The 25122-nt window shown below is 61.9% G+C and carries 19 protein-coding genes; 11 read left to right on the top strand and 8 right to left on the bottom strand.

The annotated features are described in order from the left end of the window. The first annotated feature begins 179 nt into the window (after positions 1 to 179). From thiC to AYM40_RS13735, 5 genes are all read left to right on the top strand, one after another. The gene (thiC, locus tag AYM40_RS13715; protein WP_063496689.1) at positions 180 to 2111 is read left to right on the top strand and encodes a phosphomethylpyrimidine synthase ThiC; all 1932 of its coding nucleotides are present in this window, start codon (positions 180 to 182) and stop codon (positions 2109 to 2111) included. 282 nt (positions 2112 to 2393) lie between these two features. Then, the gene (locus tag AYM40_RS13720) at positions 2394 to 2606 is read left to right on the top strand and encodes a glycine zipper 2TM domain-containing protein (protein ID WP_063496690.1); all 213 of its coding nucleotides are present in this window, start codon (positions 2394 to 2396) and stop codon (positions 2604 to 2606) included. Between the two features lie 241 nt (positions 2607 to 2847). Beyond that, complete coding sequence (locus AYM40_RS13725; protein WP_063496691.1) at positions 2848 to 3381, top strand: hypothetical protein; 534 nt, start codon at positions 2848 to 2850, stop codon at positions 3379 to 3381. A gap of 420 nt (positions 3382 to 3801) precedes the next feature. Further along, the gene (locus tag AYM40_RS13730; RefSeq protein WP_063496692.1) at positions 3802 to 5400 is read left to right on the top strand and encodes an L-lactate permease; all 1599 of its coding nucleotides are present in this window, start codon (positions 3802 to 3804) and stop codon (positions 5398 to 5400) included. Positions 5401 to 5780: 380 nt separating this feature from the next. Further along, positions 5781 to 6707, top strand: a complete 927-nt coding sequence (locus AYM40_RS13735; RefSeq protein ID WP_063498011.1) for a DMT family transporter — start codon at positions 5781 to 5783, stop codon at positions 6705 to 6707. A gap of 854 nt (positions 6708 to 7561) precedes the next feature. Here the strand turns inward: AYM40_RS13735 and bamC are convergent. Next, positions 7562 to 8794, bottom strand: coding sequence for an outer membrane protein assembly factor BamC (gene bamC / locus AYM40_RS13745; protein WP_063496694.1), 1233 nt, complete (start codon positions 8792 to 8794; stop codon positions 7562 to 7564). Positions 8795 to 9252: 458 nt separating this feature from the next. On the opposite strand from bamC, the gene AYM40_RS13750 reads away from it, so the two are divergent. The 3 genes from AYM40_RS13750 (at position 9253) to AYM40_RS13760 (ending at position 13204) form a co-directional block, all read left to right on the top strand. After that, positions 9253 to 9717, top strand: a complete 465-nt coding sequence (locus AYM40_RS13750; RefSeq protein ID WP_082855081.1) for a DUF2844 domain-containing protein — start codon at positions 9253 to 9255, stop codon at positions 9715 to 9717. Between the two features lie 66 nt (positions 9718 to 9783). Next, positions 9784 to 11064, top strand: a complete 1281-nt coding sequence (locus AYM40_RS13755; protein WP_063496696.1) for a DUF3443 domain-containing protein — start codon at positions 9784 to 9786, stop codon at positions 11062 to 11064. Between the two features lie 268 nt (positions 11065 to 11332). Beyond that, positions 11333 to 13204 carry a hypothetical protein gene (locus tag AYM40_RS13760; RefSeq protein WP_063496697.1) on the top strand — a complete coding sequence of 624 codons (1872 nt, stop codon included), beginning with the start codon at positions 11333 to 11335 and terminating at the stop codon, positions 13202 to 13204. Between the two features lie 97 nt (positions 13205 to 13301). Here AYM40_RS13760 and AYM40_RS13765 read toward each other — a convergent pair whose 3' ends face one another. After that, positions 13302 to 13928 (bottom strand): hypothetical protein, encoded by a 627-nt coding sequence (locus AYM40_RS13765; RefSeq protein WP_063496698.1) that lies wholly within the window; start codon positions 13926 to 13928, stop codon positions 13302 to 13304. A 332-nt stretch (positions 13929 to 14260) separates the two neighbouring features. Here AYM40_RS13765 and AYM40_RS13770 point away from each other — a divergent pair, with 332 nt between their 5' ends. The 3 genes from AYM40_RS13770 to leuA all read left to right on the top strand — a co-directional run bounded on the left by AYM40_RS13770 (position 14261) and on the right by leuA (position 17980). Then, the gene (locus tag AYM40_RS13770) at positions 14261 to 14896 is read left to right on the top strand and encodes a cadmium resistance transporter (protein ID WP_063496699.1); all 636 of its coding nucleotides are present in this window, start codon (positions 14261 to 14263) and stop codon (positions 14894 to 14896) included. A 165-nt stretch (positions 14897 to 15061) separates the two neighbouring features. Continuing rightward, complete coding sequence (locus AYM40_RS13775; RefSeq protein ID WP_063496700.1) at positions 15062 to 15940, top strand: class I SAM-dependent methyltransferase; 879 nt, start codon at positions 15062 to 15064, stop codon at positions 15938 to 15940. 321 nt (positions 15941 to 16261) lie between these two features. Further along, a complete protein-coding gene (gene leuA / locus AYM40_RS13780; RefSeq protein ID WP_063498012.1) occupies positions 16262 to 17980 on the top strand; it encodes a 2-isopropylmalate synthase in 1719 nt (572 codons plus the stop codon). Positions 17981 to 18202: 222 nt separating this feature from the next. Here the strand turns inward: leuA and AYM40_RS13785 are convergent, their stop codons facing one another. The 6 genes from AYM40_RS13785 to hydA form a co-directional block, all read right to left on the bottom strand. Beyond that, on the bottom strand, positions 18203 to 18976 hold the full coding sequence (locus AYM40_RS13785; protein WP_063496701.1) for an amino acid ABC transporter ATP-binding protein: 774 nt from the start codon (positions 18974 to 18976) through the stop codon (positions 18203 to 18205). Beyond that, on the bottom strand, positions 18976 to 19653 hold the full coding sequence (locus tag AYM40_RS13790; RefSeq protein ID WP_063496702.1) for an amino acid ABC transporter permease: 678 nt from the start codon (positions 19651 to 19653) through the stop codon (positions 18976 to 18978). Before AYM40_RS13790 ends, AYM40_RS13785 begins: the two co-directional genes overlap by 1 nt. A 22-nt stretch (positions 19654 to 19675) precedes the next feature. Then, on the bottom strand, positions 19676 to 20458 hold the full coding sequence (locus AYM40_RS13795) for an amino acid ABC transporter substrate-binding protein (protein WP_063496703.1): 783 nt from the start codon (positions 20456 to 20458) through the stop codon (positions 19676 to 19678). Positions 20459 to 20834: 376 nt separating this feature from the next. Continuing rightward, entirely contained in the window at positions 20835 to 21323 is a 489-nt protein-coding gene (locus AYM40_RS13800; RefSeq protein ID WP_063496704.1) for a hypothetical protein, read from the bottom strand. Between the two features lie 26 nt (positions 21324 to 21349). Next, the gene (locus tag AYM40_RS13805; protein WP_158515279.1) at positions 21350 to 23158 is read right to left on the bottom strand and encodes a S8 family serine peptidase; all 1809 of its coding nucleotides are present in this window, start codon (positions 23156 to 23158) and stop codon (positions 21350 to 21352) included. A 429-nt stretch (positions 23159 to 23587) separates the two neighbouring features. Next, complete coding sequence (gene hydA, locus AYM40_RS13810) at positions 23588 to 25039, bottom strand: dihydropyrimidinase (protein WP_063496706.1); 1452 nt, start codon at positions 25037 to 25039, stop codon at positions 23588 to 23590. Positions 25040 to 25122 lie beyond the last annotated feature (83 nt).

Raw genomic sequence — 25122 nt, forward strand, 5'->3', positions numbered from 1 at the left:
GACCGGAGTAAGTGCTTTGCATGGGGCTAGAGTAAGCGCTAAAGCGCCAACTCTAGCCGACAGCTGAAGTGCTAACTCCTGTCGACAGCTAAGGCACCCACTCTCGTCGACCGCAACAAGTTGCATGGGACCGGAGTAAGGCGCTAACGCGCCAACTCCGGTCGACAGAGGAGATCCGCATGAACGCCAACCCGAAGTTCCTTTCCGCCGACGCCCACGTCGATGCCGCCGCTGTCGCGCCGCTGCCGAATTCCCGCAAGGTCTACGTGACTGGCTCGCGCCCCGATATTCGCGTGCCGATGCGCGAAATATCCCAGGCGGATACGCCGGATAGTTTCGGCGGCGAGAAGAATCCGCCGGTCTATGTCTACGATACATCGGGACCGTACTCCGATCCGGAAGCCAAAATCGACATCCGCGCCGGTCTGCCCGCGCTGCGTCAAGCCTGGATCGAAGAGCGCGGCGACACCGAAGCGCTGACGGGCCTGTCGAGCGACTTCAGCCGCGAACGCGCCGCCGATACCGCCACCGCCGATCTGCGCTTCCAGGGCCTGCACCGCACGCCGCGCCGCGCGATCGCCGGCAAGAACGTCTCGCAGATGCACTACGCGCGTCGCGGCATCATCACGCCGGAAATGGAATACATCGCGATTCGCGAGAACCAGCAACGCGCCGCGTATCTGGAAAGCCTGAAGACGAGCGGTCCGAACGGCGAAAAACTCGCCGCGATGATGGGCCGCCAGCATCCGGGCCAGGCATTCGGTGCGAGCGCTTTCGGTCCGGACGGTCTGAAGGAAATCACCGCGGAATTCGTGCGCGAAGAAGTCGCCCGCGGCCGCGCGATCATCCCGAACAACATCAACCACCCGGAAAGCGAGCCGATGATCATCGGCCGAAATTTCCTCGTGAAGGTGAACGCGAACATCGGCAACTCGGCGGTGACCTCCTCCATCGGCGAAGAAGTCGACAAGATGACGTGGGCGATCCGCTGGGGCGGCGACACGGTGATGGATCTGTCCACCGGCAAGCACATTCACGAAACGCGCGAGTGGATCATCCGCAATTCGCCGGTGCCGATCGGCACGGTGCCGATCTATCAGGCTTTGGAGAAGGTCAACGGCAAGGCGGAAGACCTGACGTGGGAAATCTTCCGCGACACGCTGATCGAACAGGCCGAACAAGGCGTCGACTACTTCACGATTCACGCGGGCGTGCGTCTGCAATACGTGCCGCTGACGGCCAGGCGCATGACCGGTATCGTCTCGCGCGGCGGCTCGATCATGGCGAAGTGGTGCCTGGCTCACCACAAGGAAAGCTTCCTGTACGAGCACTTCGAGGACATCTGCGAAATCATGAAGGCGTACGACGTGGCCTTCTCGCTTGGCGACGGCCTGCGTCCCGGCTCGATCTACGATGCCAACGACGAAGCACAACTCGGCGAGTTGAAGACGCTCGGCGAACTCACGCAGATCGCGTGGAAGCATGACGTGCAGACGATGATCGAAGGTCCGGGCCACGTGCCGATGCAGTTGATCAAGGAGAACATGGACCTGCAGCTGGAATGGTGTGACGAAGCACCGTTCTACACGCTGGGACCGTTGACGACCGATATCGCTCCGGGCTACGACCACATCACGTCGGGCATCGGCGCGGCGATGATCGGCTGGTTCGGCACGGCAATGCTCTGCTACGTCACGCCGAAGGAACACCTGGGTCTGCCGAACAAGGACGACGTCAAGACCGGCATCATCACGTACAAGCTCGCCGCGCACGCCGCCGATCTGGCGAAGGGCCATCCGGGCGCGCAGGTGCGTGACAATGCGTTGTCGAAGGCGCGTTTCGAATTCCGTTGGGAAGACCAGTTCAATCTCGGTCTCGATCCGGACCAGGCACGCGAATTCCACGACGAAACGCTGCCGAAGGACTCGGCCAAGGTCGCGCACTTCTGTTCAATGTGCGGCCCGCACTTCTGCTCGATGAAAATCACCCAGGACGTGCGCGAATTCGCCGCCCAACAAGGCGTCTCCGACGACGAAGCGCTGAAGAAAGGCATGGAAGTGAAGTCGATCGAGTTCATGAAGAAAGGCGCTGAGATTTATCAGCGGCAGTAAGGGTCGGAAACGCGGGCGCATGAGTACGCGCCCGCTGTTCGAGCCTTTCGCATCACGGCATAGCAGCACCGAAGCCCGCCACTGGCGGGCTTTCGCGTTTCTGCGCGGGCGGGCACGCTGCATGCTCACTGAAAGGAAACATTTGATTACGAAACCGACAGTCTGCTGACAAGCTCACACATCTGGATACGGGCTGCGGCGCTAAGATCAAATGCAAGGACGGGAGGTGATCTGTCCATTTCCACACAACCATTTCCAGACACAATGAACGGAGTCAGCATCATGAAATCGATTCGTCAACTCGGTACGCTCGCGGCAATCGGCGCGGTTGTCGCCAGTCTTTCCGCGTGTGACGGCATGACCACGCGGCAACGCGATACGGCAATCGGCGCGGGCGTGGGCGGCGCCGCAGGCGCGGTGATCGGCGGCAATGCACTGTCGACGATTGGTGGTGCGGCGGCAGGCGGCATCATCGGTAACCAGGTCGGCAAGTAAACGCTGGCGACGCGTCCCTTGGGAAGGTGGTGCAATAGGCCAACCGTCTCAACGATGAACAACGAAGATGCACGCGCTGACGAGCGTGCGGGCAAAACAAAGGCGACCGGCGCTATGCCGGTTGCTTCGCAATGACGTGAAATAAGCCGTTACGGTTTTGCAATCCTGCCGGCGCGACAGGGGCGTAAGCTCAAGACATTACGCCCCGGATGGCGGCGTCCGATGTAAACAGGAGCGCGTCATGAAGTCCCGCGTCATCAACTCTCTCTGCACAATCAGCCGGCGCTTGCCGCCCGGCTTGCCCCGTCTTTCCCACACGGGCATCGCGCTTGCCGGCGCAGCCTGCGTGCTGACGCTATCCGGCTGCTATTACCCTTACGGCTACTACCCAGGCTACTACCCGTATTACGCTTACGGCACCGTCCCGGCCAATGGCGTGCAGCAGGATGGTGCCGTCGGGACTGCCGGCGATCCGGCCACCGCGCAACAACAGCAGGCTCAAGCGGCGCAGCACGCGCAGGCCGATTCACAATCCCAGCCGCCAACCTATGCGGTCGCTCAGCCGCCACTGCCCGTGTATGCTGCTCCTGCCTATCCCGCTTATCCCGCCTATCCCGCCTACTATCCGCCGCCGGTCTACCCGGCCTACCCTGCTTATTACGGCTACCCCGGCTGGTACGGGCCGTCGGTCTCGATCGGCTTCGGCTATTGGGGGGGCGGCCACGGCGGTTGGGGGGGCCATGGCGGTTGGGGGGGCCACGGTCACTGGCACTGAACCTCACAGCTGAACCCCACAGCTGAATCTCGCTGACCTGCTTTGACGGGTCCAGTGCCTGCGGCTAACCGGGCACTGGACCGACCTATGCCGCACAACGTGCACTCCCCGTGTGTTGCCCAAAAATCGGCATGCCCGCCAGCACGCGCCAGTACACGCCGGACTGGCCTCGCGCGCATCATGCCGCGGCGATTTCGGCACGCAAGGCGCGGCGTCTCATTCTCTCCTTTGCCCGTACTTTCCCTTCTTGACGCGCCCCAACCGCGACTTATGCTTGGGAAAGCCACACGCAGTATCCGTTTAATTAAGCGACCCGGCGCGTCCTGCACGCGCCGCCGGCGCCCAGCCGTCCTGCCAGAGCGACGCGCCCCGCGTAGTGCGTAGTCCCGCGTCGAATCAAACAACAACTAAGGAGACATGATGTTTCACCAACTACTCACTCCCGTCGGCAATTCGCTATTGCCGTCGTTTCTCGTCGCCGCCTTGCCGATCATTGTCGTGTTGCTGTTGCTCGGCTGGGCGCGCCGGCCGGCCTGGCAGGCGTCGCTCGCAGGCCTGATTGTCGGGCTGATCGTGGCGATCTTCGTTTGGCAGTTCCCTGTCGGACTCGCGGCCGCTTCGGTGGCCAACGGCGCGGTGTTCGCCTGCTGGCCGGTGATGTGGATCGTGTTCACTGCGATTCTGCTCTACAACATCTCACAACGCTCGGGCCGCTTCGCAGCCTTCCGCATGTGGATGATCGATAACCTGCCGAACGACCGTCGCGTCGTGCTGGTCGTGATCGGTTTTTCTTTCGGTGCACTATTCGAAGGGATTTCCGGCTTCGGCACGCCAGTCGCAATCACCAGTTCGCTGTTGATCCTGCTCGGTTTCCCCACGCTCGAAGCGCTCACCTTTACGCTGATCTTCAATACCGCGCCGGTCGCGTTCGGCGCGCTGGGCGTACCGATCACGGTGCTCGGCGCGGTCACGCACCTGCCGGCCGACTCGCTCGCCAAAATGGTCGGACGGCAGTTGCCGTTTTTCGCCTTGCTGCTGCCGTTCTACGTGATCGGCGTATATGCGGGCTTTCGTAACATGTTGCGCGTGTGGCCGGTGCTGCTGGTGTCGGGCGCGAGCTTCGCGCTGACCCAGTTCGTCACGGCGAACTACGTCAACTACAGCTTGACCGACGTGTTGTCGTCGCTGGTCTCGCTGATCCTGACGATCGCGTTCCTGCGTGTCTGGAAGCCCGTCGCCGATCCAAAGTTCGCGATCAACATCGATCGCGTGGGCGAGGTGCGCGGCACGATCAGCGGCGGCCAGGGCTGGTATCCGTGGATCATCGTCTCGGCGGTGGTGATCGTCTGGACCATCGCCAAAATCTTCCTGATCGGCGACGTCAAGCTACCCTGGCCGGGCCTCGACAAGGCCGTGTTCATCACCCTGTACAACACGCCGTATGGCGCGGTGTGGGACTTCCAGCCGCTCGCCACCGGCACGGCGATTCTGGTGGCCGCCATCATCACGTCGTTCGTGACAGGTCTGGGGGTGCGCGAATTTGGCAAGGCTATTGCCGACACGTGGGTCCAGACGCGCATCGCCATTCTGACGGTGGCGACCATCGTCGCACTCGCCTATCTGATGAACTATTCGGGGCTCACCTACACGCTCGGGCTCGGCGCCGCGTCGGTCGGACCGTTCTTCCCGCTGGTGTCGGCGTTCCTCGGCTGGGTCGCGGTGTTCCTGTCAGGCAGCGACACCTCGGGCAACGCGCTATTCGGCAACCTGCAGGTGGTGGCGGCCCATCAGTTGAACCTGAACCCGATCCTGATGGCGGCGACCAATTCGTCGGGCGGCGTGATGGGCAAGATGATCTCGCCGCAGAACATCTCGACCGGCGTGGCGACGACCGACCTCAAAGGCAAGGAAGGCGTGGTGTTCGCCAAGACCTTCAAGCATTCGATTCTGTTGACGGTGATCCTCGGCGTGCTGGTGTGGGTGCAGCAAAACTTCCTGCAAGGGATGATTCCGCACTAAGGTGTGCTTTGCCCGTCGGCGTAGCTGCGTGCGCTTGCCAATGCCTTGAAGCGGCGGAGCGCGCGATGGGTCCGGTCAGCCAGTTGACCTCGGCATGGTGGTCGGCTGGTGCGCTGCCGCAAAATAATTCACGCTCTGCAGGCGCACACCCCACCAGGCCCGCAATTGCATCCTCATCGCGCCAATCTCATCGCAATTTTTCTCACATAAGCGTGAGAATTGCTCGTTTTGCAGCCGGCTCGACTGCGCTTACGATGACGACTGGCAGACGCCCTTCATCTCCCGAATCTTGCCGTTTCATTCCAGCCTGAAACGTTTCGCGCGATCGCGCTGCTACGATGCGCATGCGTCTCGACTCAACCGCGCGCGGCGCCATCACAATGAATGCCAAAAACCTGCTCCAGTTGCTGATCCTGGCCGCCCTATGGGGCGCTTCGTTCCTGTTTATCCGCGTCGGCGTGACCGACTTCGGCGTTGCGCCGCTGATGGCGTTGCGTGTCGGCATCGGCGCAGTCTTCCTCGCCATCGTGCTGATCGCGCGGCGGCCGTGGCGCCAGTCCGCAACGATCCTGCGCACGCGTGCCTTCCCACTCCTCGTGGTCGGCATTCTGAATTCGGCGGCGCCGTTCTGCCTGTTCGCGTATGCCGAGCTGACGCTGTCGGCGGGCGTGACGTCCGTGATCAATGCGACCACGCCGCTGTGGGGCGGACTCGTCGGCTTTCTATGGCTGCGCGACCGCCTGAGCGCGCTGCGCACGGTCGGTCTCGTGATCGGCTTCCTCGGCGTCCTGATGCTGGTGTGGGACCAGATCGCCGCACCGAACGGGTCAGCCGCCACGCCGCTGTCCACCGCGCTCGCGGCGGCTGCCGCGCTCGGCGCCACGCTGCTGTACGGCATCGCCGCCAATTACACGAAGCGCCACCTGACCGGCGTGGACGCCTTGACCGTCGCGACCGGCACGATGATCGGCGCCACCATCGTGCTGCTGCCGCTCGCCGCCATCTACTGGCCGGCTGCGCCGATCTCGCTGCACGCCTGGGGCGCGGTCATCGCGCTGGGTGTTGCGTGTACCGGCGTGGCCTACATGCTGTTCTTCCATCTGATCGCGGTGGTCGGGCCGGCACGCGCGATTACGGTGACCTTCGTGATTCCGATCTTCGGCATTCTGTGGGGTGCGCTGTTTCTCGGCGAAACTGTGTCGCCGGGCATGCTGGAAGGCTGCGGCGTGATTCTCGTCGGCACCGCGCTTGCCACCGGCGCGATCAAACGTCTGCCGTGGGTCGGACCGCGCCGCGCCGACACCTGAAAACCGCGTCGCGCGACGCCTCCTTCAGCGTCGCCGCTTTCCCGTCCTGCACCGCTCACGGCCTCGGCGGCCTGGCAACCCATTCCGAGAACCCCAAAAAATAGCCCGCACTCCATTGGAGTGCGGGCGAAACCGTCGCCCTACGAGGATAGGCGACGGGGCCACCGAGACCGCGCGCCACGCGCGCAGGCCATCATCGGGCTAAGCACCGGCTCGGCCGCCGGTGCTGAAAGGGTCTGGGAATCGCCGATTTGAAACTCGCCGCAAACTCACGTCGGATGTTACGAATCTGGCCCCATGAGTCTTTAAAAGCAGCTTGTGTGCCAGCTATGCGACTACACTAGAAATTATTCGTAAGCCTTTGATTTTTATTGTCATTTTTTGCAACGAAAGCATGTTGACAGGATTGGCGAAAGGGGATTTGCGAGTTACGTCACCGGGGTAACGTCACGTTACATGCGGCCGCACAGTGGCGGCCGCGCCGTCCCGCTTCATGCGTTTGAAGCGAATCAAACATCAAGGCGCCGGCCATTTCGTGCGTTGCGAAGCCGGCTGCCTGACTCGCAGACCCGTTGGCCGGCGCGGCTCGCGTGGCGCCAAGGCGGCACCGCATATGAGCGCCAGGACGAGCAAGCTCGCCGCCCACATCCAGTAAGGAATCACGTCGAACATAGCCATCTCCCGTTGAGCGCCGGTTCATACCGGTGTTTCAGACGGTAAGCAAAACACATGCGCGCCATGACGGCTGCGTAACGGCTTGCGGCGCCGGGGAAAAAAGTGGACATAAAAAAACCCGCCCGGACTGCATGCCGGGCGGGTTTTCAGACAGCGTTCGCTGCTTGCTACAGCTTCGTTCAGTGCAACTGGTCGACCATCAGACTCATGATCTGCCTGGCCTGTGGGCTCTGATCGATAGCGCCCTTGTCGTCGACCACGGCGACACGGGTCTGGTCAGGCGTCACCGCGCGGACGTTCACGAGATACTGCTTGGCGACCTTTTCCTTCTTGCCGTGGAACACCTGGCTCCAGAAGCCCTGCTCCGCCGACGTCAGATCCTTCGGATCGACGTAGCGCACGAAGTACAAACCGCGGCTTGCGTCGCGATCGTCAACGGTGAAGTTGCTGCGGTCCAGCGCAAGACCCACACGCAGCCACGCGCGGTCATACGGCTCGCCGAGCGTCAGCTCGGTGGACGAGAACTGTGCCGGCGTGTTGTTCGCCGCGTCATCCGACATGGGCGCTTGCGCCGACAGTGCGACGTTTTGCGCCGCCGTGGCCGCAGCCGCCGACTTCGCACCCGCCGTAGCCGCGTTCGGCGCCGCTTGCGCACCCGCCGGCGAAAGCTCGGCGCTTTGCGTATCGCTCGACTTCGTGCGCGAATCGGCCAGCGCCAGCGCTGCCATCAGCCGCTTCAGGTATTCCTGTTCGAGACCCGGATCGTTCGCCTTGGGTTCCCACTTGGTGGAATCGTTGTTCGTGCCGGTAATCGCCTCGCGCATGCCCTTCTGGCTGATGAACACATAGGTGCCGCCGTTCGGCGCCGTTTCGAGACGCGTGCGATACTTGTTGCGCTCGGAACTCACATAGCTGTTGCCCATTGCCTTGGACAGCGTGTCGCGGATCAGGCCCTCGTTGATCTGCGCGTGCGTTTCGTTCCAGTCCGTTTCCATCACGCCCTTGTCGCGCTGGTCGACCACCAGCAGGAAACCCTGTTCCTGCCAGAAACGGCGGATTTGCGCCCATGCCTGGTCGGGTGCCTTGTCGTCGATCACGAGCCAGCTTTCCTTGCCGTCGCGCTGGATGTGCATGCCGCTCACCGGCGGCACCACCGTCAGGGTATTGGCGACCGGTGCTTGCGCCTGGACCTGCTGGAGCGTGGACAGCGAGGTTTCGCCGCCTTGCGGGGGCAACGAACGCTGATCGGCCGTCTCATCGATCATGTTCGGCGGGATGGCAAGTGACACTTGCTTCGACTTTGAGTCGCTTCTGTAGTCGATTTTGGTCGGCGACGAGGTGCCGCAGCCGGCGACCAGACCGCCTGCCATCAGCATTACTGCAAACCGCTTGGTAAGACGAAGATCAGTCATGTTCGGGGAATCCTTCCGCTACGCCACGGCAAGTTTCCGTGGATCAACCCAACATTTTACCGGTCCCGGCGAGACATGTGCAAAAACCGGGGCTTGCCCATGAATTGAGCAGTTCACTGCGCGCAAAACACGCACTGCGGCGAATGGCCTGGATACCGGCAAAGCGCTGCGCGGTGCGAGCCTCCCGTTGCAGAAAAACGTCTCGCCTGGTGGCGGCGATCCTCTCCCGCAGTCGCAGATTTAACAATTCACAACACTTCCCAAGAGTCTGCAAGGCATCCCCTACCTCATTGTCAGATCATTGTTTTAAAAGGCACTTTCCACCCTCGTCGCACGCTATTTTCGAGATTGGCTGACGCGCCGTGCGCCGTTCCTGGCAACGATCAGGAAACCTGAGTGTTATCTTGAATTGGACATCTCAATAAAACTTGAGCGTTTCAATAGCGAGACAGGTTGCCATGCCAAATCCTTCTTTTTCGCCGGCCCTCGCCGTCCCAGCCATGGTGGCTGCCCTGCTGTGTGTCAGCACCGACGGGCATGCCGAATTGGGCGGCACGATGCCCAGCCAGGCGGATTCGGCGCTCGCGCCGCCCCAAACCCTGCTGAACGGCGCCTTACGCCTGCGCACGCTGACCGATGCGGGCAATACCACCATCAACGAGTACGCAACCAATACCGGCCAGATCATCGCTTACACGTGGCAAGGCCCGACCATGCCGGATCTGCGCGCGCTGCTGGGACCGTACGCCGACTCTTACCGGACGGGCGCCGCAGCGTCGGCGCCGGACGGCAATCTGCATGCGTCGCGGGTGGTTCGCCCGGACGTGATCGTCGAATCCGGCGGTCCGATGCGCGGCTATGCAGGACGCGCGTGGCTGCCAGCAGCCTTGCCGCCCGGCGTCACGACCGGCGATTTCCGCTGAATTTCCGCCGACACCGCGCGCACGCCATCAAAAAAACAACTCGACGATCCGAATGCCGGCAAACTCATGAAGACCCCTTCCCATCTCCACGCCCTGCTCCTCCTCAGCGCGGCACTCGCCGGTTGCGGCGGCGGCAGCGGCGGCACCGCCGCCTCGTCACAGGCAGGGGCGGCGAGCCCGGCCAGCAGTCCGGGCGCAGCGAACTCGCCAGGCAACAGCGCACCATCCGGGAGCGGCGTCTCCAGCACAGCCACGTCCGTGCCGCAATCGAGCACCCCGAACGTCCAGCCCATTGCGGTCAACACCGCACCGGGTCTGACGCGCAACATGCTGACGACCAGCGTCACCGTCTGCCAGCCCGGCACCAGCAACTGCGCGACGATCGACAATATTCAGGTCGACACCGGCTCGCACGGCCTGCGGATTCTCGCGTCGGCGCTGCCGGCCAGCCTTTCGCTCGCGGCGGTGAACTCGGGCAGCGGGGTGGCTGGCGAGTGCGCGGTTTTCGGCGGCGGGTATGCGTGGGGCGCGGTGCGTAGCGCGGACGTGCGGATGGCCGGCCAACTGGCCGCCTCACTTCCGATCCAGCTGATCGCCGACCCCACGCTGCCCAATGTGCCGGCCGACTGCGCCGGCTCCGGCCCGTCGATGCTAACCGTCGCGACCTTGAGGGCCAACGGCATTCTCGGCGTCGGCCTGTTCGCAGCCGACTGCGGCAGTGGTTGCGTCAATACCGCTTTGCCCCGCTGGTATTACCGCTGCGACGCCAGTGGCGCCTGCCTCGCGAGTACGCAAGCGCTCGCGCAACAGGTCACCAATCCAGTCAGCCGATTCGCGCTCGACAACAACGGCGTGGTGATCGACCTGCCGGCCATCGCCGATGCGGGCGCGGCCAGCGTGTCAGGCTCGCTGATCTTCGGCATCGGCACCCAGGCGAACAACACGCTCGGCGGCGCGAGCGTGGTCAAGGCGAATGCGCAGACGGGCTATGTTGTCACCAGCAGCGCTGGCCAGACATATGCAACGAGCTACGTGGACAGCGGTTCAAACGGTCTGTTCTTCAGCAGCAGCCAATTCCCGCAATGCGGCTTCTGGTACTGTCCGAGCTCGACGCAAACAGCGAGCGCCTCGATCGTGGGTACCGATGGCGCGTCGAACACCGTGTCGTTTGCGATCGGCAATTCGCGCGCGTTGTTCGCGTCGTCGAATAATGCGTTCAACAATCTTGCCGGCATCGCCAGCAACAGCTTCGGCTGGGGCCTGCCGTTCTTTTTCGGACGGCGGGTCTATACGGCGATCGCGTCGCGCGCCACCTCGGCCGGGCCGGGTCCGTATTACGCGTTCTGAGCGCTCAATGTCGGAGGGATCCGCCTTGGCGCAAGACAGCGGCGTCAGGCGGGTTCGATTGAGCGCCTGAGCAGGTTTCCCCTGCCATGGGTCAAACTCCCGTGCCAAAACAGAAGAAATCCTACAAGCCGATCGGATTTTCCCGCGCGGAAAATTCCCCAATTCTCATCCCCAGCTTATTTGATACACCCTGACTGCAATAATCGTCGTTTCCGGCTAGCGTCATCTCGTTATCGTTAGTCCTGCATATCTAACAATAGTCAAAACGATGGAAGTCACCTTTTCACTCGACCATTTCGAGCAACTCGTCTACACGCGGCAGCATGCACAAGCCTCAATCCAGCTCATCGCCGCGCTCGCACTCCTTCAACAAACGCGCGGCGAATTGAACGCGAGCTTCAAAGCCTCGGGCATGACCGACCTGTCTCCCGAAGAACAACGCCAGCGTTTCTGCACGCGCCTGACAAGCGCCGTGTCGACCTTGTTCGCCGACCCGGATTTCCGGCCATCCACCGAGTGCTACAGACTGTTTCTCACCCTGCACGAATGGATCGGCACACTATTCTCGGCCACGGCGTCCGGCAATGCGGACCACATCGCCCGTTACCTGAATCCCCGCGGCCCGGAAGATGCCCAGTTTCTGCCGGGTGACAGCTTCATCGAGAAGCTATGCGTGCTCTATTCGACCGAGTCCGAACTGGAACTCGACTTCGCGGCGCTCTGGGCGTACGACAAAACCATCGCAGCCTGTCTCGCCCTCGTTTTGCTGGCACCGGTCTTCAAGGGCTCGCCGAGCGCGCACCTCAAGCGTGAGGCGCTGCTGGAATGGCTGCCCGGCAAGCTGCAGCAGATCGACGACCTCGACGATCTGCCCTCGGCCGTGCTGCACAACGCCTATATGTTCTGCAGCTATGCCGATACGCCGCGCCGGCATGCGATCAAGCAGGACATCAATGTGCTGGTGCGCCGCAAGCTCGCGCAACTCGGCCTGACCGACCTGCCCGCGCCAAAGCGCGTGCCTGCCAAAGGCAAACCGCGGCGCGGCAAGAAGCCCCTGATGGTGGTCGTGCTGGAGTGGTTCAGCGGCGCCCATTCGATCTACCGCACGCACTCGCGTACGCTCGAAGCCGCGCGCGAGCACTTCGAGGTGGTGGGCTTCGGCTTCGGTTACGCCCTCGACGAAGTGGGACGGAACGTCTTCGACCGCTTCATCGAACTGGAGCAGCCGGACTACATCGGCGAGTGCCTGAAGACGATTCGCGAGTTTGCCGAGGCCGAACAACCGGACGTGTTGTACATGCCGAGCGTCGGCATGTTCGTGCTGACGGTGTTCATGTCCAACCTGCGCATCGCGCCGTTGCAGATCGCGGCGCTCGGCCATCCCGCCACCACGCATTCCGACAGGATCGACTACGTCAGCGTCGAGGAGGATTATGTCGGCGACCCGGCCTGCTTCAGCGAACAACTCATGAAGCTGCCGAAAGACGGGCAACCGTACCGCCCGTCCGTTGCGCTGCCGGATATCGTCGCGCAGATTCCGTCGCCGCGCGAGACGCTGCAGATCATCATTACCGCCAGCGCGATGAAGCTCAATCCCGGCTTTCTCGATGCATGCCGCGCAATCGGCGCGCGTGCCGCGACACCCGTGGAGTTTCACTTTATGAGCGGTGCGCCATCCGGTCTGCCGTTCGACCGTCTGCGTGAGGTCATCGCGCGAGCGGTGCCGGGCGCCGTCGTGCACGATTTTCACGACTACGCGGCGTATCTGGCGCGCGTCAATCAATCCGACCTGTTCCTCAGCCCGTTTCCGTTCGGCAACACCAACGGTATTGTCGATGCATTGACGCTCGGCTTGCCCGGCGTATGCAAACGCGGACCGGAAGTGTTCGAGCGGATCGACGGCGCGCTGTTCGAGCGCGTGGGCATGCCGTCGTGGACCACCACGGACAGCCTTGAGGCGTATATCACTGCGGCTGTGCGCATGATCGACCAGCACGACGAGCGCACGGCGCTGCGGCAGCGCCTGATCGATACGCAGGCGGTCCAGCGCTGCTTCGAAGGGCGGCCGCAGGCGTTCGGCGAATGCGTGCTTGAACTGATGCACCAAAACAAAAGCCGCCTCGCGAATGGGGCGGCTTGAGATTCGTCTGGCGCTAGCCGGATCATGCCGTGTTCGTTGAGCACGGCATGAGGTACTCGGGGCGTCAGCCGCGCGGCAACAGGCGCAACCGAAATTGCTACTCGGTGGCTTCGTTGTCGTGACCAGGCGGCGTGGCAAGCTTTGCCGGCGCCAACCAGCTGAATACACTCAGCGCCGAGCCGTGGAACGTGCACTCGGCGGCAGCCGCCGTGCGGGTCTTCTTCGGCTTGGCCGATTTAAGCGAGGCTGCGTCAGCCCCCGACGCAGCGAGGCTCGCCGAAGCGGCCGTAGCACCCGAAGCCGGGGCAGCCGTCACGCCGGAGGTAGCCGCAGCGTCCAAAGCCGAAGCAGCCGTCACGCCGGGGGTAGCCGCAGCGTCCGAAGCCGAGGCAGCCGCCGACACTGCGGACGCCGCGCGCACGCCCGAGACCGGGCGTGGCGCATTCGCCACCTGCGCCGCGGAAGCGGCCGCGGACGCCGCCGAAGCAGCCGCAACCTCCGACGCCGTCGTCACATGCTCGATCGATCCTTCGACGACCACCCGCGAACCGTCGATACCGGCGCCCGTATGAGCGATCTTCAGCGTATCCGCCGACGACGTTTCAGCCAGCTTGCTTCGCATCAACTGCTCGCATGCGTCCGAGTTCTTATAGACGGCCGTGCAGGCCGCCAGCAGCGTGGCGGCAATCGTGACGCAGGCGATAGAGAGAATCCGAATCTTCATTGATGTTCCGTTTTTCAATCCGTCGGCAATTGTAGCTTACGGGCTGCCGGATCGGCATCGCGCGGGCCACAAGGACAGGGACAGGGACGCGGACAGGACAGGACAGGACAGGACAGCATGACACCGCTCTGCACGTGAAGCGGATAAACCCACATACTGAACCGCAGAACGCACGCATCGCACAGGCTCAAGAGACGGCTTGACCGCGACGCCTTGCATCGGCATCGTGTTGACCGGCCGCCATGCCTCCAGCGCGCTGCCAGCCTCTTCGGCTGGACCTGCTTCACGGGTGCAGATCCGTTTTCCCATTGTGCATTAACCGGCTTTCCCGCATGTTCAGCCTTGCCCTGCTCGCCGTTGCGGCTTACGCCGCCACCAATATCGACAACCTTTTCGTGCTGCTCGCCTTCCTTGCGGAAGCGGGCGGTCAGCGGCATCGCGTGATCGCCGGGCAGTTTGCCGGTTCGCTGGCCCTGATCGTGGGGGCGATACTGCTCGCCGCCTTGTTGACGCGCTTACCCACCGGCTATGTCGGCCTGCTCGGCATTTTGCCGATCGGGGTGGGTCTGGGCAAAGCGTGGACGCGCTTTCGCCCAGGCAACGCCGATCGGGAGAAACAGGGGCCGGCCGCGGCGCGCTCGAGTGTACCGGCCCCACCGGCTACGGCCGGCGCAGGCTCGTCATGGTGGACAGTCGCGTGTGTGGCGGTCGCCAACGGCTCGGACAATCTCGCCGTCTACGTACCCTTGTACGCGGGCCATTCGCACAGCGAGAGTGTGTTCATCTCGCTGGTGTTCGTCGCGATGATCGGCCTCTGGTGCGCGGGCGCGGTATGGCTGGTGGAGCATCCGTTGCTGGGCGCGCCGATGCGGCGTTACGGCACCGCATTGCTGCCGCTGATCCTGCTGGTCATCGGCGTCTCTGTGATCGTGCAGAACGATACGTTGCGGATCGTGTTCGGTCTCTGAGCCAGACGTGGGGCCGGCGATCCGGTCGCCGGGTCATGGGCGGCGTGTGGGTGGTCGCGCCGAAGCCTGAAAGCTTGAACCGAAGCCCCCACGACATGGCAAATACCGCCGGTGCATATCGTTATGCCGATTGGCGATTTCTTTCCAGACGGATCGCGCCCGATAATGGGTGCCATGAACACCCACCCCACTCCCCAAGCCCGCGCGCTGCGTTTCACGCTCGCGGCACTGAGCGCGGCGCTGCTGCTCGCCGCCTGCGCCGCCCCGACGGCGTCGACCTCCTCCGCGGCGGCTGATTCAGCCTCGCTCGACACCGCAATTTCCGGGCCGCAGCGCAGCGACAAGAACCGCGCACGCGACGTCTACCGCCATCCGAAAGCAACGCTGCAATTCTTCGGCGTGACGTCGTCGCAAACCGTGCTGGAGATCGCGCCCGGTGGCGGCTGGTACACGGAGATACTCGCGCCCTATCTGCACGACCACGGAAAACTGTACGAGGTGCAATACGACAGCCCGGACGCCGCATCGGCAGCAGAGGAGCGGGCTGGCCGGGCGTCATTCGCGCGCAAGCTGGCGGCCACGCCGGCCATCTACGGCAATGTGGTGGTCGGCACGCTGCGAGCGGGCCGGTTCAGCGGCTTTCCGGCCGATGGCAGCGTCGACCAGGTGCTGACTTTCCGCAATATCCACAACTGGATCAAGGACGGCGAGATCGACGCGAACCTGCGCGCCTTCTACGCGGCACTTAAGCCGGGCGGGATTCTCGGTGTCGAGGAACATCGCGCGGCGCCGGGCACCTCCCTGCAACAGACCATCGACACCGGCTATGTGACCGAAGCCTATGTCATCGAACACGCGCGCGCGGCCGGTTTCGAATTGGCTGGCCAAAGCGAGGTGAACAGCAATCCCCGCGACACGAAAAATTATCCGAACGGCGTGTGGTCGCTGCCGCCCACATATGAAGGCCACGACGTCGATCGGGCGAAATACGCGGCGATCGGCGAATCGGATCGCATGACATTGCGTTTCGTGAAACCCAGGTGACTGGCATGACCGGCTCGGGTCCCAGCGCGCCCCGGCAGCGATAAGCCCCACCGGTCGGCGCGTCCTTCACTGCGCCGCGCTTGACGCGGTCCCAATAATATGTTCCTATTGCGCACCATGTACCGCGCCCAGACCATCCTATCGCTACTACTAGCCCGCTCTACCGGGCTAGGTCTGCTGCTGCGCGCTTCCATCTGAAACACCCGAAGCACCGCTCAATTCCCCAGTAACTGACCCAGCCCCGGTTTCCGACCGGCGGCCATGCTTTGTCTTTTCGTCGTCCGGTCGACACCAGGTTGATCGATCCCAAGGATGATGAAAATGTTGAAGAACCCTGCTACCAAGTATCGCTCGTTCAAGCCGATCAATTTGACGGACCGCCAGTGGCCGTCGCGCACCATCACGCGCGCGCCGATCTGGATGAGTACCGACCTGCGTGACGGTAACCAGTCGCTGTTCGAACCGATGAACGCCGAGCGCAAGATGCGCATGTTCAAGACGCTGGTGCAAATTGGCTTCAAGGAAATCGAAGTCGCGTTTCCGTCCGCCTCGCAGACCGACTTCAATTTCGTGCGCGAGCTGATCGAAGGCGGCCATATCCCTGACGACGTTACCATCGAAGTGTTGACGCAAGCCCGCGACGATCTGATCGAACGCACTTTCGAATCCTTGCGTGGCGTGCCGCGCGCCATCGTCCACCTGTACAACGCCACCGCGCCGGAATTCCGCCGCATCGTATTCGGACTCGAAAAAAGCGGCGTCAAGGAACTCGCGCAAAACGCCGCGCGTACGATGAAGCGTCTCGTCGATGCCACACCGGAAACGCAGTTCACGCTGCAATACAGCCCGGAAGTGTTCAGCGGCACCGAACTCGAATTCGCCAAGGAAGTGTGCGACGCCGTGTTCGATATCTGGCAACCGACGCCCGAGCACAAAGCGATCGTCAACTTGCCCGCTACCGTGGAAATGGCTACGCCGAATGTCTACGCCGACCAGATCGAATGGATGCATCGCAATCTCGCGCGTCGCGATTCGTTGATCATTTCGGTGCATCCGCATAACGATCGGGGCACCGCGGTGGCGGCCGCGGAACTGGCGGTGATGGCGGGTGCGGATCGTATCGAAGGGTGTTTGTTCGGCAATGGTGAACGTACCGGCAATGTCGATCTCGTGACGCTCGCGTTGAATCTGTACACGCAGGGTGTCGATCCTGAGCTCGACTTTTCGAATATCAATGAAGTCGCGCGAACCGCCGAGGAATGCACGCAGTTACCGGTGCATCCGCGTCATCCGTATGTTGGCGATCTGGTGTTTACCGCGTTCTCCGGCTCGCATCAGGATGCGATCAAGAAAGGCTTTGCTGTGCAGAAACCGGATGCGGTCTGGGAGGTGCCTTATATGCCGATTGATCCGAGCGATCTTGGGCGGACTTATGATTCGGTGATTCGCGTGAATAGTCAGTCTGGTAAGGGTGGGATTGCTTATTTGCTCGAGCAGGGTTACGGGGTGGTGTTGCCGCGGCGCTTGCAGGTCGATTTTAGCTCCGCCGTGCAACGTTATACCGATGACAGCGGGCAAGAAGTGACGCCTTCGCAGATCTGGGAATTGTTCCAGCAGGAGTATGTGCACAGTGCTGCGCCGATTCATTATGTTGGACATAGTTTGTCTGAGCGCGACGGGCGTGAACATATCAAGCTCACTGTCGATATTCATGGCTCGCGGCGCGTCTTGAGCGGGGAAGGGAATGGGCCGCTTGATGCGTTGATGCATGCGATTGGGGCGCCTGTGCGGATTCAGCACTATGAAGAGCGGGCGCTGACTCAAGGCGCCGATGCTCGCGCTGTTGCTGTGGCTGAGATGGCCGGGGCCGATGTGGTTGGAAGTGCGTTTGGGGTTGGGATTGATGCCAATCTGGTGACGGCTTCTATTCGGGCTGTGATTAGTGGGGTTAATCGGGCTTACGCACGGGCTAATGCCGCTGCGCGGGAACGGTTTTTTGAGGTGGCGTTGAGTGATGACGCGGAGCGTGTGGCGATTTGAGGTTTTTGGGGGTTCTTGATCTGGAATTCGGCGCATGTGACAAAGGCGTCATACCTCCCGACTCGCACTTCGTGCTCGCCGGAAGAGTCCGCTAGCAAACCAGTGGTCTATTGTTTGTCTATCGTTAATTTTTTTGAGGGGCGCTTCGGCGCCCCTCTTCTTTTTTGCTGCGCCACTGGCTGTCGACAGACTGGCTTTCTTCCCGTCTTGTCCTCTCTCAGGTCAGCTCCGCTCCGTCCATGCGTCCGGCAAGCTATGCGTCAGCGTCGACACGAAGCGCTCTGTCTCCGGTTCGCGCGGATTCATGAAAATGTCGCGCGATGGGCCCGCCTCCATCACCACGCCGTTATTCAGAAATACCACGTCTCGCGCAATCGTCGCGGCAAGACGCAAATCATGGGTCGCCATCAACATCGTCATGCCTTCCGTGGCGAGCTGCTTGAGTACGTCCACCACCTCCGCAGCCAGTCCGGGATCCAGTGCCGAGGTGGGCTCGTCGCATAACAAGACTTCCGGCGACGGTGCCAGCGCCCGCGCGATTGCTACGCGCTGCTGCTGGCCGCCGGAAAGCGTCGAGGGCCATGCGTCCGCTTTGTGCGCGATGCCGACTTTCTCAAGCAATTCGTCCGCACGTATGCGCGCTCTCTCCTTGTCCCACTTCAGTACGGTCAGCAATCCTTCCATGACGTTCTGGCGCACCGTCAGGTGCGGAAACAACTGAAAATTCTGGAACACCATGCCAGTGCGGCGGCGTATCGTCAGCACCGCCTCGCGCGATGGCTTGTGGTCACGGCTGAATTCGAGGCGCTGGTCACCAACTTCAAGTGATCCGGCCTCCGGGATTTCCAGCAGGTTCACGCAACGCAAAAGCGTACTCTTGCCACTGCCGGAGGGGCCAATCAGCGCGGTGACATTGCCCGGGGCGAGTTGCAGGTCCACTGAATTCAGCACCCGATTCTCGCCGAAGTGCTTGTCGATTTTTTCCAGTCGAATCATCAGTTGCTCGCCTGAAAAAGTGCGTGGCGGCCGAACTTGCGCTCGAGCCGGACTTGCGCCGACGACAATACCGAACTGAACACGAGATAAACCAGTGCCGCCTCGGTGTACAGAATCAACGGTTCATAGGTCACCGACGCGATTCGCTGCGCCGCCTGAAACACCTCAGGCACCGTCAATACCGCGGCGAGCGATGTGTCCTTCACCAACGCGATGAACGAGTTCGACAGCGGCGGCAGCGCCACACGCGCCGCTTGCGGCAGAATCGCGCGGCGCAGAGCCTGCTCACGCGTCATGCCCATCGAGTACGCCGCTTCCCACTGCCCCTTCGGGATCGACTCGATCACACCGCGTATCACTTCCGAGTTATACGCACCGACATTCAGCGAAAAACCAATGATCGCCGCCGTCAACGGGTCGAGCACGATGCCCACGTTCGGTAGTCCGTAGAAAATCACGAACAGTTGCACCAGTAAGGGCGAGCCGCGAAACAGCCATACGTAGAAGCGCACGCACGCTACCGCCCAGCGCGGCCCGAATAGCCGGACCAGCGCGACGATAAACGCCACGACAATCCCAATGCCAAACGATGCCAATGTGAGCGGCACGGTAAAGACGAGCCCCGCATACAGCAGGGGCCATAGCGACTGCGCCATCAGATGCAACCATGCCGGCATGATTCAGACTCGCACGTGACGCTTATTGGGAAACGTCTTTACCGAAGTACTTCTGCGAGATCTTCAAATACGTGCCGTCTTTCCTGATGTCGGCGAGGGCCTTGTTGATCGCCGCCTGCAACTCGGGGTTGCCCTTGCGGATCAGCACCGCGGACTTGTCGCTGCTGTCCGCCGCCGTATCGAGCGCGGCGATCTTTACCTTCGCATCCGGCTTGTGCTTCTTGAAGTCGAGGAACGACAGCGAATCGTTGACGGTCGCGTCGACGCGGCCCGAGGTCAACAGGTCGACCGATTCGTTGAAGCCCTGCACGGGAATCACCTCCGCGCCATGCGCAGCCGCGATCTTGCCGAAGTTGCTGGTCAGCGTATTCGCCGACTTCTTGCCCTTCAGGTCGTCGAACGTCCTGATCGTGGTGTTGTCCGAACGCACAATCAGCGCCGCATGCGACGTGATGTACGGGTCCGAGAAATCGTATTTCGCTTTGCGCGCGTCGGTAACAGCGACTTCATTGATCACCGCGTCGTAGCGGTTCACATCGAGACCAGCAATCAAACCGTCCCATTTACCTTCGACGAATTGCGGCTTGACGCCCAGGCGTTGCGCGATCGCCGTGCCGAGCTCGACGTCGAAGCCGGTCAGCTTGCCGGATTCATCGTGGTACGTGAACGGTGCGTAGGTGCCTTCGGTGCCGATCTTGAGCACGCCTGCGGACTTGATCTGCGCGAGCTCGTCAGCAGCGAAGGCCGGGCTCAGGGTCACCGCTTGCAGCAGCGCGATCAGCAGAATGGAACGAATCGACTTCATCAGGTGGCTCCGTAATGTTTGCTACGTCAGTTTGCAACGTCGGTGGCTGGATCTTGTATTCCATGGTGTCCGCCGGCCCGGATGGACCAGGCGAAGTGGGCGGACTGTAGCAAAAGGCCTGCGTTTTTACAAAGGATCAGGTTTCCGATCCATATGCGCCTGCGTGCTAAGCGGACAGCAAGAATATCTGGTGCAACGTCGGATTTAACTTTACAGCAGATAGGAGAAGGTAGCATGCATGGCAACACGGAACGCTTGTCCGACGCCATCGGGGAAAACGCGGGAGGGAGTGGAACGATGCGCGGCGATGATGAGCAAGCCCAATGAAAGCAACTGCCCAATTCACCGCCGCGTGAACAACGAAGGTGTCGTGCAACTAGTGCGGCTCGTTCTCGATGTACATGACCGGTAAATCGAACCGCGCGGTGGGAAAGGCTTCCGCGAGTCGTTGCTGAAGCGCCGGCAGATCGGAGAACCGTTTCACCCGCACCACGGTGATGCCTCTGCCCGCATACAATCTTACGGCGGCATCGGCCGCCAGTTCCGCGATCTTCTTCTGCACCGCCGATGCGTTGGGCTCGATCACGACCATTTCATTGGCACTGACGCCGATGAGGTTGTCCGTTGTGCGCGCAACCAGTGTCGATTGGCTGGCGTCGGTCGAAAGCGGGTGTTGGCCGCCTTGAGGCAAAGGCCGGACCGAAACCGCCCCGATCCGCACAGGCGCCTCATATTGCATTTGCTGGACGACATTCGCCGGCGCTATCCGGCCGGGCGTCAAATCGGTAGCGTCCTGAGCGTGAGCCGTGAGCGCATGCCCGATAAACACGAAACCTGCTAATACAACAGTGTGTTGTGTCTTCATCTCAGCTTCTCGATCACAAAAGTAGGTCAGCGGCCATACACGCGCAATTGCGCACTGGCAAGTCGCGTCGGGAGCATGCCTTTCCGGGAGTTCGTATCAATCAATCGAACCTTCCAGACACCCTTTGCCGACTCTTCATTGAAGGCGTTGGAGGCCAACGTCAACGCGCTGACATCACGACTTTCATTCCAGAATGCGTTATAGGCGTTCGACAACACACTACGGGTACCCGCCGGCGATATCAGTTCCACCGCCAGATCCCGCATGCTGGCGTCCCTGAGCGAAAGCGTGAGTTGCACGGCCTCGATCCTGCCGATGTTGTTGCTGCTGTAGACCAGCGACGTGTCGACGCCGCTCGCGGAGCCGACTGGCACCACCACGCCCGGCTCGTCTTGTGCCGCCGCGTAGCGCAGTGCGTCACCCGTGCTGGTCATGCGTCCGGTCAGATGGTTCGTATAGGTTTTCGCCAATGCCACCGCGCGTGCCGAGTCCACGAGACCGAATCCGTAGAAATTGTCGAACCACAGTCCCGCAGCATTGCGCGTCCACGCGGGCTGCGGCGCATATTTTTCTCCCGATGGCAAAGTAACCTCTCCCGGCTTGCGATCCGCGTCAACGATCCTGGCCGTTTTCATCAAGATGTACCTGATATCACGCCATGTGAGGTTCGCATTGGCCTCGAGCATCAGGGCCACCACCGCGCTCACCATCGGGGCCGCGGAGGACGTGCCATTGAATAGCGAGGTGTAGTTGCACGTTGGATTGAACGCTTTGCCAGTCGCGGAATCCGGTTTGTCGAAGTCGTTGGCGGGCCTGTTATTCACGGCACGTTTGGCGTAGCCGCGAACACATCCCATCAGGTCGGATGTCACGATCGTGGGACCGCTCACCCCGCCATATTCGCCGCCGAACGCGGACACGAGCAAATTCGATCCGGCACTCGAGTAGCTCGAACGAACGCCACGGGCGTTGATTGCGCCGACAATGACTGCTTGCGGCACTGTTCCAAGCGGATCGGAATTGGCATTCGAGCACGTCACACCAGCCGCAACCGCATGGGCGCAATAGCTCGCGCTGCCAGCAACGCTGGCATAGGAATTGCCCGCCGATTTGACAAAAACAGCGCCCTTACCCTTGCGCAATTGTTCCAGTCCCTCGGCTGCAAGAGACTCGACTGATTGGCCCGGTACCAGCTCGAGCGGATAGATCGTCACACGCCCGAACGACCCGTTGAGCACATCCGCTCGACTCGAAAACGGCGCTCCGCCGAACGCGTCGAATGTGTCCCTCGCCCACGAATTGCGCGAGCCTGTGTATCCGATGAAGCGGGCGCCCCCCAGACGCACACCGGGCGCCACCCCTCGACCGCCCACCTGATTGTCGGCGATCGCACCGATGATGCCGGCGACCGACGTGCCATGTCCATTCTCCTGGACGGGCGTCGGATCGTGTGCATCCGGCGCGGCGGGATCGAAATTGTAGAGCATGTCCGGAGCGACATTGGCTGCAAGATCCTCGTGGGCGATCTCAAGACCGTCATCCAGCACGAGCACCTTTACGTCCTTGCCGGTCCATCCTGCGCCAAACGCTGTGTCGACGTTCAGATCCATGCCGGGCAAACCTGCGCCCATGGAAAATGCGCTTTGACCGGTGTTCTTCAAATGCCACTGATACTCCGCCAGTGGATCGCCAATTGGCCGCGCCTGCGCTAAATTCTGCGCGGAGTGCGCGACCGGGGCCGCACCCGACGGCGCATCCTCGACTGATCCATTACAGGCCGCCATAAAGCCACTCGCCAGCGCGACACCGACCGTACCCGCTCTAATACTCTTCATATTCGTCTCCACCGCAAGGCATGCAATCGACACGCATGGCCGGCACGCCGGCGGCCATGACAAGTACCCAATCGGGCCGCATAGCATGACAACCCATTGATCAACATAATTCTTTGGATACCTGAGTTAAATGATATGGCACGAGGCAATGCCCGCCCGTGGGTGGTTTTGTCTCAGCCTACCGGTTTCTGCAGGATGACTGGATATATGCGCGCCCTTAGAACGGCGGACTACGAAGTCGCTCCTGCGACGCGCAACACAGACGCTGTCAGCGGGCAAACGCGCGAGTCGCTATTCGAACGGGATGAAGCGCCGCGTCATACAGCCGGCGCTACTTGGAAGCGAGACAGCACGAACCGGCGCAGTGCGCCAGCTCGTGCAGGATGAAGTTGAATCGATAAAGACTTGCCAGGCTGTTCCGAATGCTGCTTACCGTTCCACCGGATGCGGCTCCTTCCGCTTATTGGCCACCCGGATCGCATCGAAGTAAGCCGGATTCGGCGGGCGTTTCAGATAACGCCCTGCACCCCGCACTGCCCGCAGCTCGCCATCGGTCCATGCCAGCGCGCCGCGCGTGAGCGTATGCATCGCCACGCCCTGCACCGTCATCCCTTCGAACACGTTGAAGTCGACCTTCTGATGATGCGTCTTCACCGAAATGGTTTTACTTGCCTGCGGATCCCACACGACCAGGTCGGCATCCGCGCCCACCTGTACCGCACCTTTGCGCGGATACAGGTTGAAAATCTGCGCGGCGTTAGTCGACGTGATACGCACGAATTCGTTCGGCGTGAGACGTCCCGAATTCACACCATGATGCCAAAGCACCGCCATGCGATCTTCAACGCCACCACAGCCGTTCGGGATCTTCGTAAAGTCTTCGCGGCCCATCGCCTTCTGCGACGCGCAGAACACGCAGTGGTCGGTCGCGGTAGTGTGTAATTGGCCCGCTTGCAGACCCCGCCACAATGCCTCGCGATGCTCCGCGGAACGGAACGGCGGGCTCATCACGTGCGCTGCGGCGCGGGTCCAGTCGGGATCGCGATACACCGCTTCGTCGATCACCAGATGGCCCGGCAGCACTTCGCCGAACACGCGAAGGCCCTCGCTGCGGGCACGCGCGATCGCGTCGACCGCGTCTTTCGAGGACACGTGGACGATATACACCGGCACGCCCAACACCTGCGCGATGCGGATCGCCCGATTGGCAGCCTCGCCCTCCACCTCCGGCGGCCGCGACAGCGGGTGCGCCTCAGGACCCGTAAAGCCTTTTGCCAGCAACTGACGCTGCAACTGAAACACCAGTTCACCGTTTTCCGCATGCACGGTAGGCAGCGCACCGAGTTCGAGCGAACGCGAGAAACTGTTCACCAGCACTTCGTCATCGGCCATGATCGCGTTCTTGTAGGCCATGAAATGCTTGAAACTCGACACGCCGTGTTCGTGCACCAGCGTGCCCATGTCGCGATAGACAGAATCGTCCCACCACGTCACCGCGACGTGAAAGCCGTAGTCCGCCGACGCCTTTTCAGCCCAACCGCGCCATTCCTTGAAGGCCTCCATCAACGGTTGCTTCGGACTCGGAATCACGAAGTCGATAATGCTGGTCGTGCCGCCGGATAAACCCGCGGCGGTACCGGTATAGAAATCGTCGCTGGCCGTGGTGCCCATGAACGGCAACTCCATGTGCGTATGCGGATCGATGCCGCCGGGCATCACGTACTGCCCGCCCGCATCGACGATGGTGGCGCCGGCCGGCGCCGCCAGGTCCGCTCCGATCTGCAGGATCGTACCGCCGTCCTGCGGGTCCGCACACAACACGTCCGCACGATACGTGTTGTCCGCGTCGATAATCGTGCCGCCGCGAATCAGGGTCGTCATGTTGCCGCCTCCTTATGAACTGCTGGTTTCGGTGCTACGTACTTCGTTCTGCTGGTGCACAGTTCGTGCACTCGTTCATTCAC

The organism is Paraburkholderia phytofirmans OLGA172, from assembly GCF_001634365.1.
Taxonomy (GTDB): domain Bacteria; phylum Pseudomonadota; class Gammaproteobacteria; order Burkholderiales; family Burkholderiaceae; genus Paraburkholderia.